Origin of the sequence: Bacillus sp. DX4.1, assembly GCF_030348195.1 — a bacterium.
In the GTDB taxonomy this organism is placed as follows: Bacteria; Bacillota; Bacilli; order Bacillales; family Bacillaceae_G; genus Bacillus_A.
Genome location: NZ_JAUCFT010000008.1, coordinates 1608087 through 1622019 on the forward strand (window position 1 = coordinate 1608087; position 13933 = coordinate 1622019).

At 35.1% G+C, this 13933-nt stretch carries 12 protein-coding genes, 2 other RNA genes, 2 pseudogenes and 1 riboswitch; of the genes and pseudogenes, 14 read left to right on the forward strand and 2 right to left on the reverse strand.

Features of this window, described 5'->3' with window-relative positions; genetic code table 11:
• The first annotated feature begins 41 nt into the window (after positions 1-41).
• Positions 42-3701: a dynamin family protein gene (locus tag QUF99_RS11215; RefSeq protein WP_289370113.1), complete on the forward strand. Its 3660-nt coding sequence runs from the start codon at positions 42-44 to the stop codon at positions 3699-3701.
• A 3-nt stretch (positions 3702-3704) separates the two neighbouring features.
• Here QUF99_RS11215 and QUF99_RS11220 read toward each other — a convergent pair whose 3' ends face one another.
• Positions 3705-3959: a DUF3931 domain-containing protein gene (locus QUF99_RS11220; protein WP_289370115.1), complete on the reverse strand. Its 255-nt coding sequence runs from the start codon at positions 3957-3959 to the stop codon at positions 3705-3707.
• Between the two features lie 72 nt (positions 3960-4031).
• Between QUF99_RS11220 and QUF99_RS11225 the strand changes: the two genes are divergently transcribed.
• The 6 genes and pseudogenes from QUF99_RS11225 to QUF99_RS11250 form a co-directional block, all read left to right on the forward strand.
• A complete protein-coding gene (locus QUF99_RS11225) occupies positions 4032-4493 on the forward strand; it encodes a GNAT family N-acetyltransferase (protein ID WP_289370116.1) in 462 nt (153 codons plus the stop codon).
• 49 nt (positions 4494-4542) lie between these two features.
• Positions 4543-4815 carry a YpbS family protein gene (locus QUF99_RS11230; protein WP_289370117.1) on the forward strand — a complete coding sequence of 91 codons (273 nt, stop codon included), beginning with the start codon at positions 4543-4545 and terminating at the stop codon, positions 4813-4815.
• Positions 4816-4817: 2 nt separating this feature from the next.
• Positions 4818-5651, forward strand: coding sequence for a sulfurtransferase (locus QUF99_RS11235; protein ID WP_289370118.1), 834 nt, complete (start codon positions 4818-4820; stop codon positions 5649-5651).
• Between the two features lie 115 nt (positions 5652-5766).
• Positions 5767-5949: non-coding RNA, 6S RNA (gene ssrS, locus QUF99_RS11240), on the forward strand.
• 21 nt (positions 5950-5970) lie between these two features.
• Positions 5971-6154: non-coding RNA, 6S RNA (gene ssrS / locus QUF99_RS11245), on the forward strand.
• 132 nt (positions 6155-6286) lie between these two features.
• Positions 6287-6466: pseudogene (locus QUF99_RS11250) on the forward strand (family 1 glycosylhydrolase); the annotation flags it as partial.
• Between the two features lie 146 nt (positions 6467-6612).
• Here the strand turns inward: QUF99_RS11250 and QUF99_RS11255 are convergent.
• Entirely contained in the window at positions 6613-7062 is a 450-nt protein-coding gene (locus QUF99_RS11255) for a hypothetical protein (RefSeq protein WP_289370120.1), read from the reverse strand.
• An 82-nt stretch (positions 7063-7144) separates the two neighbouring features.
• Here QUF99_RS11255 and QUF99_RS11260 point away from each other — a divergent pair, with 82 nt between their 5' ends.
• The 7 genes and pseudogenes from QUF99_RS11260 to QUF99_RS11290 all read left to right on the forward strand — a co-directional run bounded on the left by QUF99_RS11260 (position 7145) and on the right by QUF99_RS11290 (position 13868).
• Positions 7145-7456, forward strand: a complete 312-nt coding sequence (locus QUF99_RS11260; protein WP_289370121.1) for a hypothetical protein — start codon at positions 7145-7147, stop codon at positions 7454-7456.
• A 3-nt stretch (positions 7457-7459) separates the two neighbouring features.
• The gene (locus tag QUF99_RS11265) at positions 7460-8692 is read left to right on the forward strand and encodes a glutathionylspermidine synthase family protein (RefSeq protein WP_289370122.1); all 1233 of its coding nucleotides are present in this window, start codon (positions 7460-7462) and stop codon (positions 8690-8692) included.
• Positions 8689-9075, forward strand: a complete 387-nt coding sequence (locus QUF99_RS11270) for a DUF350 domain-containing protein (RefSeq protein WP_289370124.1) — start codon at positions 8689-8691, stop codon at positions 9073-9075. The genes QUF99_RS11265 and QUF99_RS11270 overlap by 4 nt, the downstream gene beginning before the upstream one ends.
• A gap of 652 nt (positions 9076-9727) precedes the next feature.
• Positions 9728-10075: pseudogene (locus QUF99_RS11275) on the forward strand (DUF4260 domain-containing protein).
• Positions 10076-10573: 498 nt separating this feature from the next.
• Positions 10574-10737: riboswitch (M-box (ykoK) riboswitch) on the forward strand.
• Between the two features lie 408 nt (positions 10738-11145).
• Positions 11146-11871, forward strand: a complete 726-nt coding sequence (locus QUF99_RS11280) for a P-type ATPase actuator domain-containing protein (RefSeq protein ID WP_289370125.1) — start codon at positions 11146-11148, stop codon at positions 11869-11871.
• Positions 11872-12029: 158 nt separating this feature from the next.
• Positions 12030-12896 carry a 5'-3' exonuclease gene (locus tag QUF99_RS11285; RefSeq protein ID WP_289370126.1) on the forward strand — a complete coding sequence of 289 codons (867 nt, stop codon included), beginning with the start codon at positions 12030-12032 and terminating at the stop codon, positions 12894-12896.
• A 216-nt stretch (positions 12897-13112) separates the two neighbouring features.
• On the forward strand, positions 13113-13868 hold the full coding sequence (locus QUF99_RS11290; RefSeq protein WP_289370127.1) for a YveK family protein: 756 nt from the start codon (positions 13113-13115) through the stop codon (positions 13866-13868).
• The last annotated feature ends 65 nt before the right edge of the window (positions 13869-13933 follow it).

The following is a 13933-nucleotide window of genomic DNA, read 5'->3' on the forward strand; positions in this document are numbered from 1 at the left end:
TAAGAGGGTATATACATCTTGGAATAAAGGGGAACAAGGGGATGACAAACATAGTACAGACAAACAGTATACAAAAACTTGTTTGTTTTTATGAGGAATGGCAGAAGTACGGTGATACGGAAAATAGCTTGAAGTTGTTTGAAGTGATTCAAAAATATAAGCAAGAGCAACTCATGATTGCATTTTGCGGTCATTTTTCTGCTGGAAAATCGACAATGATGAATCATTTATATAAAGCACAATTATTACCAACAAGTCCAATTCCAACGAGCGCGAACGTTGTAAAAATTGAAAAGGGGCAAGATCGTGTTGTTGTTGCAGTAAAATCAGGACAACAGTATGAGCATGATGGTGCGTATTCAGCGGAAGAGTTAAAACAGCTTTGTAAAAATGGTGATGAAGTCATCGGTGTTCATATTTATCGAAATGATGCACCCATTCCTGATGGTGTAATGCTCGTTGACACACCTGGAATTGATTCAACAGATGATGCGCATCAATTGGCAACAGAATCAACGCTTCATCTTGCTGACGTTATTTTTTATATGATGGACTATAATCATGTCCAATCAGAAGTGAATTTACAATTCGTAAAGGAACTAAAGCAGCGTAATAAAACCGTATATCTCGTTGTAAATCAAATTGATAAGCATAAAGAAAATGAATTATCATTTGAAGCGTATCAACAGAGTGTCGCACAATCATTTTCCAACTGGAATATTGAAGTAGATGGGATTTTTTACACTTCTTTACGGATGATGAACCATCCCTACAATGAGATTGAACGATTAGAACAATTACTTTCTTCTATTATGAAAGAGCGTGAGCAATATGTGAAAGTTGGTATGGAACGAGAAACAGCTTATTTATTACAAGAACATTTTTCGTTTGTTCTTTCAGAAAATGAAAAACAGTTAGCTCCATTTCAAAAAGAATTAGCATCGACAGCATCTCTTCCAAACGTAATTGCAATGAAAGAACAACTGATTGAAAAGGAAAAGCACATTGCTGGAAAAGAATCAGAAGTGAAAAATGAATTTGTAAAAGGTTTGCAAGCGATATTGGATAATGCGTATTTAATGCCATTTGAGATGAGAGAATTAGCGAATCAATATTTAGAAACAAAACTAACAAAATTTAAAGTTGGTTTGCTATTTGCAAAAGGAAAAACAGAACAAGAAAAACAAAGACGTTTAGATGCGTTTTATTCTACATTACAAAAAACAGTCGAAACGCAAATCGATTTTCATGTGAAAGAATATATCGTCTCTTTTTTAAAGAAGGAAGAGTTATTTACGGAAGAAATCGGAAAAGACATATATGCACTGTATATCTCTTTTGAACCAGAGTTACTAGAGGATGTTATTAAACAAGGGGCAGGATTTACTGGAGATTATTTGCTTCTTTATACAGGAGATGTTACGAATGAGCTGAAGAAGCGGTATTTCATGAAATCACAGCAAATTTTTGAAAAAAGTACAAGTATCTTACAAGAAAAGATACGTGTAGGAATTTCTCATATAAAAGAAGAGATAGAAGAGTATACAATCATACAGACGGCAAAAGAAACAAAATTACAATATATACAAGCATATGATGATTATGAGAGAAACTTGCAAGATATTTGGTACGATCGTGTGTCTGTGCCGAATGAAATCGATGTAGAGAAAGTGTTACAAGGTAGGAAACAAGTCGTAAATGAGAAGTTTAAAGTGCAAGAACAGGAAACAAGTAAGGATATCGTACTTTATAACGAGAAAGAAGCAACATCTGCAGCAAAATTAAATATTCATCGCATTATGGAGCAAGTAAAGCAGGCAGAAGGTGTACTACAGCAACTTCCTACTCTCAAGCATTTACATCAAGAAGTCGTTGAAAAGAGAAAGCGTGTGGAAACGAAGCGATTTACAGTGGCTTTATTTGGAGCGTTTAGTGCAGGGAAATCATCGTTTGCAAACGCGTTGCTTGGTGAGAATGTATTACCAGTATCACCGAATCCTACGACAGCAACAATTAATCAAATTTTGCCGGTAACGAAAGAAAAGCCCCATGGTACAGTTATTGTTCAATTTAAATCAAAGCAAGCACTCTTTGAAGATATGAAGGCTGTTTATAAGCTGTTTCATTACGATGTAGCAACGTTCGAAGAAGCATTATCGCAAATTGATACAATATTAGTATATCCTTCACCAAGTGGGAAACAGAAAACGACATTTAGTTTTCTAAGAGCGGTACAGCGAGGCTATAGTGCGGTTTCTAATCATATAGGAGAACAAGTATGTGTGACATTAGAACAATTTTCTGATTATGTTGCCAATGAAGAGAAATCATGTTTTGTTGAATATATGGAATTGTACTATGATTGTGCCTTAACAAGACAAGGAGTTGCTCTTGTTGATACGCCAGGTGCAGACTCGATTAATGCACGTCATACAGATGTGGCATTCCAATATATTAAAAATGCGGATGCAATTTTATTTGTGACGTATTACAATCATGTCTTTTCAAGAGCGGACCGTGAATTTTTAATTCAGCTTGGCCGTGTAAAAGATACATTTGCACTTGATAAAATGTTTTTCTTAATTAATGCAGCAGATTTAGCACAATCTGAAGATGAGCTGCAGATGGTAAAAGGATATATTGCAGATCAACTCTTACAGTATGGCATTCGAAATCCACGTTTATTTGCAATTTCAAGCTTATATGCACTTGAGGAAAAGCAAGGAAAGAACATTCAAAAAGAAAAGTATGGTATTTTGCAGAATTCTGGAATTACGCAGTTTGAAGAATCATTTACGTCCTTTATGATGCGCGATTTAATGCTCGTCTCTGTACACTCTTTATACGGTGCTTTGCAAAGTGCAAAGCAGCTTCTTATTAATATGATACAAGGGGCAAAACAAGGAAATGATGAAAAAGAAAAACAAACAAAAAAATATGAAGCAGAACGTGAAGACCTACTTCGCATCATTTCAACGTTTAGTGTGCTAGCAGAAGAGCAGGCACTTCAAAATGAAGCAACAGAACTTTTATTTTATGTAAAGCAACGTTTGTTTTTACGCTATAACGATGTGTTTACTGAATTCATTAATCCGGCATCACTTCGAACAGAGGGAAATGTGAAAGATCAGCTACAAGAATGTGTCATGGAACTTGTGACGTTTTTACAACATGATTTAATGCAGGAAATGAGAGCAACATCGCTGCGTCTTGAAAAGTGGATGAATGAAGCGATAGGGCATGTGCAGAATGAAATTGTAGCAAAATGTAAGTTGGAAAATGAAGCCATTTCTATGAATGGTACAGTGGAGTATGAGTATCAAGTCATTACACATAAAGATCCGTTTCCTGCTATAGAAATAAAACATTTCAAAAAGGCACTCTCTTATTTTAAAAATGAGAAAAGCTTTTTTGAAAAAGATGATAAAGCGTCGATGCAAGAAGCAGTAAAAGAAACACTTGAACCTTTCGTATCAGAATATGTAACAGATGAAGAAAGTTTATTTATTCATCATTATAAGCAAGAATGGGAAACGAAATGGGAGCTATTACAAGCAGCGATGCGACAGGATGTTGAACAATATTATGAAAGTGTATTGTTTGCATTAGCAGAAACAATTGATATATCTCTATATGAACAAAGCGAAGAGCAATTGCAGAAAGAGTTAACTGCAATCGAAAAAGAAATTCATATTTTATAAAAACTAGGAAAAAAAGATTCGTTCAATTTTTTTTTGTAATACAGTATCTAACGATTTTACAAAACCGGCAAATTCATCTGTGGAAATCATATGAGTAAGGATAAGGCGTCTACCATCTGGTGTTTCACCGCATAAGACGAACGAAGTAAACTCATATGTTTTCCCTTCTACAACTAACTTCGGATAGGAGTATGTGCCATTTTTCTTTTTCTTTCCATCAATTGAGATGACGTTGCACTTTTTTTCATTGTTGTCCATGGGGAATTCCTCCTTTGTATTATTTATGGTAGACAAGGGGTGTTTAGAACAAAGGAGAAGGGAGAAATTTTTATGGAAATAGTAATGGAACACATTTCGCAAAGTATGGCACCTATGTCGTTGTTATTGCTTGCTGATCCAAGTCATGAGCAAATTGTTTCTTATTTACAGCGTGGCATCATATATATTGCCAAACATGATGAGCATGTTGTAGGTGTGTATGTTTTGCTTGAAACAAGGCCAAATACAATGGAGATAATGAATATCGCCGTTTTGGAAGAGGTGCAAGGACAAGGAGTCGGAAAGCAACTGCTACAACATGCAATTGCCCTTGCTAAAGAAAAAAACATGCATACGCTTGAAATTGGGACAGGTAATTCTAGTGTTTCACAGCTTGCTTTCTATCAAAAATATGATTTTCGAATTTTTTCTATTGATTTTGATTACTTTTCGAAGCATTATGAAGAAGAGATTATTGAAAATGGGATTGTATGCCGTGATATGATTCGGCTTACAATGGATATCGTGCAGTAACTTCGATGTGAGGAAACTGCATAAAATTATACACTAGGGGGAAGAGAAGATGGAAGTACATAAAGCTATTACAGCACATTCTCGTAAACAAAATGAAATTGTTACAACATTTTTACAACTAGAAGCACAGCGTGAAGCGGCCATTGAAGCGGCAGTATCGCTTGCGTCAAATGGAAAACATTTCTCAGTGGATGTAATTAATATGGTAACACAGCAAATTAATGTACTTGCCAAACGAGGTGTTGCCCCGCAGCGTAAAGTTGTAACAGAAGATATGGTTATGGAGTATGTGGGTCGTTTACAAGAGAAAGAAGGTCGTTAAGGATGATAGTTACAGTCGAATGGTTGCGTGATCATATAGAAGATGAGCATGTTCGCATAATCGATTGTCGTTTTGACTTAGCAAATACAAACTGGGGGAAAGAGCAGTATGAGCTAGAGCATATTCCTCATGCATTATATTTTGACTTAGATCATGATTTATCAAGTCCAGTTACAAAGCATGGAGGACGTCATCCTCTTCCTGACGTTGAGACATTGGTACAAAAGCTGTCTCAAGCTGGTATTGATGAAAATACGACAGTTGTTGCATATGATAGTCAAGCTGGAGCAATGGCTTCGCGTCTTTGGTGGTTATTAACATATGTAGGACATAAAAAAGTGCATGTGTTAAATGGTGGTTTTCCAACTTGGAAAGAACAGAACTTGCCTACAACAGCGAATCTGTCGGTTGTTGCACCAAAAACATTTATACCATCTTTAGAGGAAGATATACTCATAACGATGGAAGAACTGAAAGAAAAGATCAACACAAATGTAGACATGACGTTAATTGATTCTAGAGAGCCAAAGCGTTATGCTGGTCTTGAAGAACCTGTTGATACGAAAGCTGGGCATATTCCAACAGCTGAAAATTATTTTTGGAAAGATGGGGTAACGGTAGAAGGTCAATTTAAAGGTGAGATTGATCAACAAGAACGTTTCCGTCATCTTGATAAAGAGAGAGAAACGATTGTATATTGTGGCTCGGGCGTTACTGCATGTCCGAACGTACTAGCGTTAAAAACAGCTGGTTTCAATAACGTTAGACTATATGCTGGAAGCTGGAGTGATTGGATTTCTTATCCTGAAAATCCAATTGCGAAAGAAGAAAAGTAACCTCTTGCATGGTGAAAAAATTTGTATTAAAATAGGAATATAAACAAGAAAACACTTCAAAACAATATGTTTTACACATCGCATTTGATGTGTTAAGATAACGACAAGTAAATAAAACATCCTGCGGTGTACGTAACTTATTTATGTCTAAAACCGATGTTAGTTATACGGAAGCTCAACATTTAGAGGCCATCATCAAGCCTTCCTAGTGGAGGAAGATGTACGGCAACTGTGAGAGCATCCACCTGCGAGTAGCGGGTTTTTGGACATTTACGAGGGACGGCACGTGCGGGGGTCTTATTTCATATTACAATATATAAAATTCCTACGGTGTACGTAGCTTGTGTATGTCTTAAACCAATGAGTGTAATACGGAAGCTCAATATTTAAATGCGAACAGCATGCCATCTTTTTAAGAAGGAAGCTGAAAGCTTTTGTGAGAGCATCCACCTGCGAGAGCGGGTTTATGGACATCTAGAGAGAACGGCATGTGTGGGGCTATATAAAAAACCTTACGTTTTATACGTAAGGTTTTTCAGTGTGTTAGGAAACTCTTTAGTTTTTTTCGGCACGCTGGGAATTATTTAAGTTTCAATGTGTGGAAAACACAAAAAATGATAGAAATAAAGTGAACCTTTAATCAATGGGAGCCTATTGACCTAATTAGCGTTTCTACAAATGAAGTGTCCAAACGCTATGGCTTTATCTATGTGGACCAAGATGATGAAGGTAACGGGACGCTTAAGCGTTCACGAAAAGACTTATTCTTCTGGTACAAGAAAATCATTGCAACAAACGGAGAGGATTTGACTTAACTCCATAACCTCTAGCTTATCCTGGCGATTCCTAATTTCTCCATTATAGTTTGACTAGAATAACCTTCTTTTTCTATGTCCCACTATTTGAGTTCACTTCACAATACAGAAATCATCTTCTTGATGTAGCATAGGCTTTTTTATTGTTACCTGCGTTCACCTGTAAAATTCCCGTAATAAATATAGCACTTTCGGTCTTCATCAATTTCTCTTGAATCTAAGGAAAATTCCATAAATATTCCGTCCCTTTGAATGTACAAAACATCTGAATGGAGAGACGTTAAGATTTCTTCATGATCCCATACATCCTTACTTTCTACCAGGATCGAACCTGCTCCCTGTAGTTCTCTAATCTCAAAGCCTATATGGGAATATCTATTTTCTGAAGAATCATTCAAGAACTTTTCTTTTTTGACATATAATACTGCTGTTCCGTCGGGATCCATCGCGGTTGCTGTTACGACATACGTATTTCCTTCTTTAACGAAATACTCACAAGTCATCCTTGCAACGGCTTCGGAAACAGGAATTTTCAAGTAGTTCCATAAGGCAGGATATTGCTTAACCTCATCATTGAGGCGATATTCTAACCGCAATTTCAACCCCTCTTCCTTTTTCTTCTATTTTATCATGCATTCATTTATAATAAAAATATAATATATAAAGGAGCGTGGGAAGGTGAAAAAAACCCAATGGTTAGTAACGGGTGTTCTTACTTCTTTGATGGCCAGCACTTTATCGGGCTGTACAGAAGATCTTCCTCCCAAACCAAATGATAAAAGCTGTTCCGATTGGGATTGGGATGATGAACTTGGCGTGTGGCAATGTGATGACAATCATTCAAGTTATCGTGGGCATTATTTTTACGGGGGTAAATATTATCAAAATAAATCAACTTTCAAAAATTCATCTGAATTTAAGTCCTATCAAGCTTCGTCCAATTTTAAAGGGGGCATTGGAAGCGGTTCAAAGGGCGGATTCGGAGGTTAAATCATGTCGTTTTACATAAAGAAACGAAATCAATTTTATTCAAGGTTCCCTCAATTCTGGTCTGATTTATACGGGAGTGAGTATAGCCTTTTCCATGTTTTTGAAATAACAGAACAAACTATCAGGCATTTGCAATTAGCAACAGAACGAATGGGAAAAGTATTTTTTAAGACTGCTAGGCTTCTTCGGACCTTGTCTGACGCTCAGCTTCTTGAACTTGGTTTTCCTTCTTCAAGTCTGCCTTTTATCAGAATGAAATCTCTATTTCCTGAATCTATTATTTCGAGATTTGATTTTGCTTTGACGGATGATGGTATTAAAATGCTTGAGTTTAATAGTGATACGCCTACTTTTATTATGGAATGCTTCCAAATGAATGGAAAAGTTTGCAAAGAATTAGATTATCATGATCCAAATAAGGGTCAGGAACGTCTTCTTTCTTCTGGTATCACAAAAGCTGTGATGGAAGCTGGTAAAAGAATAGAAAGGCCGAACGTTGTCTTTACAGCCCATCATGAACATATAGAAGATTGGAATACTACCCGGTATTTGAGTCAGCTATGTCAGGTTAGAAACAAAATGATGTCTATGTCAGAACTCAGAATTACTGAAAATGCTTTACTTGACGAAGATGGTGTGCCAATTGATGTTTTGTATCGCCAAACATATCCGATTGAGGATTTGGTTGAGGACCGGGATCCCAAAACCGGAGATTTTGTAGGGATTGAGCTACTGCAACTTGTAAAGGAAGGCAAGCTCTTTATTATAAACCCTATTTCGTCCTTTTTACTTCAGCCGAAATCGATTCAATGCTTGATTTGGGGATTGGCCGAGGCAGGCGCTTTTTATACAAATGAGGAGCGACAATGGATAAAAAAATATATGCTCCCTACTTACCTAGAACAGGATACTTTTTTAGGGAAAAGTTCTTTTGTTCAAAAGCCTTCGTTCGGTAGAGAAGGCGACACGGTTACAATTCGTGACAAAGACACCAATATTGTTAATCAAAATTCATATCAAACGTATAAAAAAGAGCTTCCTGTATTTCAAAAATATATAAAGCTTCCGGTTGTTTCTCTTGAGACTGAAAAGGGGAACGAGGAGTTGTCATATGTGTTTGGATCATTTTTAATTGCTGGGAAGCCAAGTAGTATTGGTATACGTGCTGGTGAAAAAATTACGGGGAATGAATCTTATTATTTACCTGTCGGAATTAAAAAGGAGGATTATAAATGATAAATTTCTTACTTTATTTAGCAGTTTCAATCGGTCTTTTATGTATCGGTCTTTTTCTTATGGAAGTGACAACAAAAGTGAAGGAATTTTCGTTAATAGCTAAAGGGAATAAAGCGGCAAGCTACGCACTTGGAGGAAGACTTCTTGGTCTTGCTATTGTCTTGTATTCGACTGCTGCTCATTCTGTTTCATTAATGGATATGGTTTTATGGGGGGCGATTGGAGTATTAGCGCAAATTATTGTGTTTTATTTAGCTGAGTGGTGTACACCGCGCTTTAATATCAACCAAAGCATCGAAGAAGATAACCAGGCTGTCGGACTTTTCCTTATGTTTTTATCAATTTCCATAGGAGTCGTTATTGCCGGTTGTTTAACATATTGAAAAACCTTATGTTTTATACGTAAGGTTTTTATTTGTCTTTCGTTAATCCTTCTGATACATAGTCAATGAGTTTATCCATCACTTTAGGGAATAACTCATCACCTATTTCTTCTTCATGTAACCGTAACATCATCACAGCTTGTATAATTCCTACGATGATTTGTGGATTATCAATACTCCGCGTTCTATTAGAAAATGGAAGTTCCCGTTACGTTACTTATTAAATAAAGAAAACAGGATGGGAATGTAGCATCAAAATACATATAGATCAAAAGTAAAACAGCTAATTAGGAATCATTAGTTTGCTGCAAGTTCATAATTATGACAAATTAGATATTAATTTAGAAAACGCGTTCAATTAATTATTTGCATTTTAAGGAAGTTAAAGTAATGTTTTTAATAAAGGAAGAAGAAATTCAATATTTTCTGCAAAGCGATTCTAATAAAATATATGAAAAATTCATCCATGTATGTACTGAATTAACTAATGGTCTATCTTCCTATCATTTTATGGCTTTATAACTTTTTATCTCAGCGGTGAAGCTCTGTATGAAAATGTAAAAAAACAGCTGATTATCATGTTAAAAACATTATGGAAAGTATTAATAACCTTTACTTATTATTAACTGATGGTTAAAGAGGAGAGTGAAATATGGAGAAAAAAATCATACATTTCGAAGGGTTTATTGTCTTAATAGCGACTATTTATATTTACGCATTAAATGAGTTTAGCTGGTTGATATTCCTCTTGCTGCTTTTAGTACCTGATGTTTCAATGTTAGCATATTTTATTAATAACCATATTGGTGCACAGGTTTATAACCTGTTTCATACTTACATAGTATCGATATTCCTTATTTTGATAGGCGTCTTTCTAAAATCAGATGTCACCCTTATGATTGGTTTAATTTAGACAGCTCATATTGGAATGGATCGTCTGTTAGGATATGGTCTTAAATATAAAACAGGTTTTAAAGATACTCATATCCAAAAGTTATAAGATAGAATAAATACTTATATAACATATGAATTTTGTTGTAAAACAAACTATATAAATACAAATTAAAAAACCGACATAAAGCCCTTCTTTTTAGGTGGAAGAGAGCATCCGTTCATGCATAGAAGCGGTCAGCTCCTTTTCCTGCCCCATACATAGTGAAAACAAAGAGAGAAAAGGAGTGCAGGTCACCTTTTGTTATCCATAGCTGCGGCTTATATGTCGAAAAAACAAAATGGATTTATTTGGAATTTAATCGTGAATATTTAGATGAGATTTATCACGAAATTATAGAAAAGTATGGAACAGTAGAAGAGTATCTTCTTCAAGCTTGCCGCCTTGAGAAGAGAAGTATACAAAACCCTAAAGCAACTAGTATTAGAACTGGACTATTCTTGCCAGAATCATTTTCTAGGAAATACTTGTTGTAGTGAGAAAAAAGTTTAAATTCAAAGTGTTGACATCTATTTTAAATAGGAGTAACATTTTCTATGTAATAAAATATGTCTCTGTTAGGTGAGGCTCCTGTATAGAGAAATGCTACTGCCCAAAAATGTCGAGAGACGCCAATGGGTCAACAGGAATGATCGAATTAAGGTTTTTCTTAATGTAGCTGGTAAAGTACCTATGCTATACAGTGCTAAAACTCGGCGAGGGAGAGGTTCGTGTATTTCTAATTTTATTAGGAATCGCTTATTTGCGTGTGTACAGACCTTTACTCGTTTACGAGTAGAGGTCTTTTTATTAATAAGATATAAGTATTTTCATAGTATAAAAAATGACTAAAAAAACGAATGAGGAGGTGAGGAGCATGTCAAATTCTGACTCGGTTCCGTTACCCATATACTTCAAAATAAAAATATATGATGTAGGCAGGAAACGACTTGTTCCTCCCTCTATATTTATCATAAGATAACGTTTCACGAACGGTTATTCGTTATGCTTTGTTTAAACATAATCGTTAGTTGAACGCGTCACTCTTTAACAGACTATAGGAACTTCTTAGTCGTTAAAGCAGGATAAATCGAGAAACAAAGCGTTTCTTCCTATGTTATAAAGGAGGAGACGATAGTATGTTATATGTAAATAAACTTGTGGGTAACATGTCTCAGAAACAAAGTAAAAAAGTGATGAAAGAACAATCTATGCTACAACAAAATAGAGAGTTGTTAATTGAAATTGCAACGAGAGATATAAAGTCTGTATTTGCTTATTTTAAAACAACAAGAAATGGCCTTTCTAGTCAAGAAGCGAAAAAGCGTATGCACGTGTATGGAAAAAATCAATTATCTTCTGAACGAGCATTGATCGCTGATATTATGATGAAATTAGGCGAGATCATTCCTCTGTTTTCAAAACATCATGTTCATAGTGAAACAGAGCATGAGTCTATGACAGTTACTGTTTCAAGAGTAGAAGAGTGTGCTGTTCAAGGAGCGAATAGTGATTTTAAAATGATGGAGCTTCCAATTGAAGAGCTTGTTCCTGGCGATATGATTTTTCTTTCTGCAGGTGATATTGTTCCGGCAGATGTACGTATTATTTATGCAGAGGATTTCTTAGTAAATGAGTCTACGGTAACAGGGAAAGAAACATCTGTCGAGAAATTTGAAAGCTGTTATCATCTTGAGCGTAAACGATTTATCCCATTGAAACGTATGAAAGATTACAATCCACTTGAACTTGAAAATGTATGTTTTATGGGTTCACATATTGTAAATGGAAATGCAAGAGCTGTTGTCGTTTCAACTGGGAAAAACACATATTCTGGATTATTGAACACATGTTGTAAAAAATGACTGTCTAGAACTTGTGGTTGGAATAGATAAGGATGCTAAATATAGAAAAACAATGTATAATAGATAGAGTTGAAAAGATACGTAGAATGGTAATCTATTTATATATAACCTTACGTGATGACGTGAGGTTATTATTTTTTTTTATTAGGAGAGGAATTATGAAAAAAGTATTGTTAGTCGATGGTATGGCACTACTATTTCGTGCTTTTTACGCAACGAGTGTTTACGGACAATTTATGAAACGACAAGATGGTACCCCGACAAACGGGATTCATGGCTATATGAAACATTTGTTAACTGCTACGCAAGCAATTGAGCCGACGCATATTGTAACGTGCTGGGATATGGGCAGTACAACGTTTCGAACAGAGTCTTTCTCGAACTATAAAGCGAATCGTGCGGCGCCACCGGAAGAATTAATTCCACAATTTGATTTAGTACAAGAAATGACAGCTCATCTGTCCATTCCTGTAATTGGAATGAAAGGCTACGAAGCAGATGATTGTATCGGTACATTAGCGAAAGTATATAAAAGTGAAGCAGAAGTATATATTTTAACAGGTGACACAGATTTACTACAGCTCGTGGATACGAACGTTACGGTTATGCTACTTCGTAAAGGAATTGGAAACTATGAGTACTATACACCAGAGAAGATTATGGAAGAAAAAGGGGTAGAACCTTGGCAAATCGTTCACGCGAAAGCGTTTATGGGAGACACAAGTGATAACTATCCAGGTGTAAAAGGAATCGGTGAGAAAACAGCATATAAGATCATTCAAGAGCATGGTACAGTAGCAGCTGTTTTAGAAAATATTGCGTCATTAACGAAAGCGCAGCGTACAAAAATTGAAAGTGATTTAGAGAACTTAAATATATCATTACAATTAGCGCAAATTCATTGTGAAGTTCCAGTTTCTTGTTTGCTAGAAGAAGGACTTCATACAATTGATGAAGTAAAAATGCGATTTGTCTGTCAGCAGATGAACTGGGGAAGACCAGAAGTATTTTTAAAAATGTTATAAAAAGAGCGGTTCCTAGACAGGAGCCGTTTTTTTTAGTATGAGGTAAATTTATTATAAATTCGAGAATAAATTTTAAAAAACAATGTACTATATTACATTATACTTCAAAATATTCATATTAATGGAAAAAATATGTCGGAATTATGTGGTAAATTTAGGATGAAAACTTAAAGAATGATGTTATAATCTATATAAAATATAATACGGGGCGATGATATGGAGCAAAAAATTAATTTATCTTTTTTGGCAGCAATTCTCAAAAGAAACGTATTACAAATAACGGCAACAACATTATTTTTCTTATCAATAAGTCTTGTATATGTGTTCTTTATAACGAAACCTGTGTATGAAAGTTCAACTCAGCTCATAGTAAATCCATCAGCACAACCAAATGCTAATGTTGTATACAATGAAATTCAAGCTAATCTACAACTTATTAACACATACACACTCGTATTGAAAAGCTCCGCAATATTAGATGTAGTACGAACTAACCTTCAATTAAATGAATCTACTAGCACACTCCAAGAAAAAATCACAATTGTAAATGAAAAGAATACGCAAATCATGTCTATTACTGTACAAGACGTGAATCCAAAGATTGCAAAATCTATAGCTTCAGAAGTTGCAAATGTGTTCTTACGGCATTCGCAAGACAAAATGAATGTAAAAAATATAGAAATACTTTCTGAAGCCAAGGAACCAGAATTTCCTGTAAAACCAAACAAAAAAAATTATGTATTGGCATCTATTATATTTGGAATTGTAGTAGGGATGGGATTAGCGATAGTAAGAAATACATATAACGATAAAATTTGGTTTGATGAAGATGTGAAAAATATTTTACAAGTTCCGATGATTACAGTGATAGAGGAAAAAAATATTGATTTATCTAATAAGAATCGAGTACAAAATTTATATTCTCGAAATTCTACGAAAATGAAAAAATTAGAAGGAGATAATCACCTGTAGTTACAAGAAACAATTTATGTGAAAGTGCGATTGGTATTTACCGGATGATGAAACCGGAAAATTTT

Bases quoted from the DNA above. Each gene is read 5' to 3' on its own strand.
- QUF99_RS11215 (WP_289370113.1), top strand. From the start codon at position 42: ATGACAAACATAGTACAGACAAACAGTATACAAAAACTTGTTTGTTTT.
- QUF99_RS11220 (WP_289370115.1), bottom strand. From the start codon at position 3,959: ATGGACAACAATGAAAAAAAGTGCAACGTCATCTCAATTGATGGAAAG.
- QUF99_RS11225 (WP_289370116.1), top strand. From the start codon at position 4,032: ATGGAAATAGTAATGGAACACATTTCGCAAAGTATGGCACCTATGTCG.
- QUF99_RS11230 (WP_289370117.1), top strand. From the start codon at position 4,543: ATGGAAGTACATAAAGCTATTACAGCACATTCTCGTAAACAAAATGAA.
- QUF99_RS11235 (WP_289370118.1), top strand. From the start codon at position 4,818: ATGATAGTTACAGTCGAATGGTTGCGTGATCATATAGAAGATGAGCAT.
- QUF99_RS11265 (WP_289370122.1), top strand. From the start codon at position 7,460: ATGTCGTTTTACATAAAGAAACGAAATCAATTTTATTCAAGGTTCCCT.
- QUF99_RS11270 (WP_289370124.1), top strand. From the start codon at position 8,689: ATGATAAATTTCTTACTTTATTTAGCAGTTTCAATCGGTCTTTTATGT.
- QUF99_RS11280 (WP_289370125.1), top strand. From the start codon at position 11,146: ATGTTATATGTAAATAAACTTGTGGGTAACATGTCTCAGAAACAAAGT.
- QUF99_RS11285 (WP_289370126.1), top strand. From the start codon at position 12,030: ATGAAAAAAGTATTGTTAGTCGATGGTATGGCACTACTATTTCGTGCT.
- QUF99_RS11290 (WP_289370127.1), top strand. From the start codon at position 13,113: ATGGAGCAAAAAATTAATTTATCTTTTTTGGCAGCAATTCTCAAAAGA.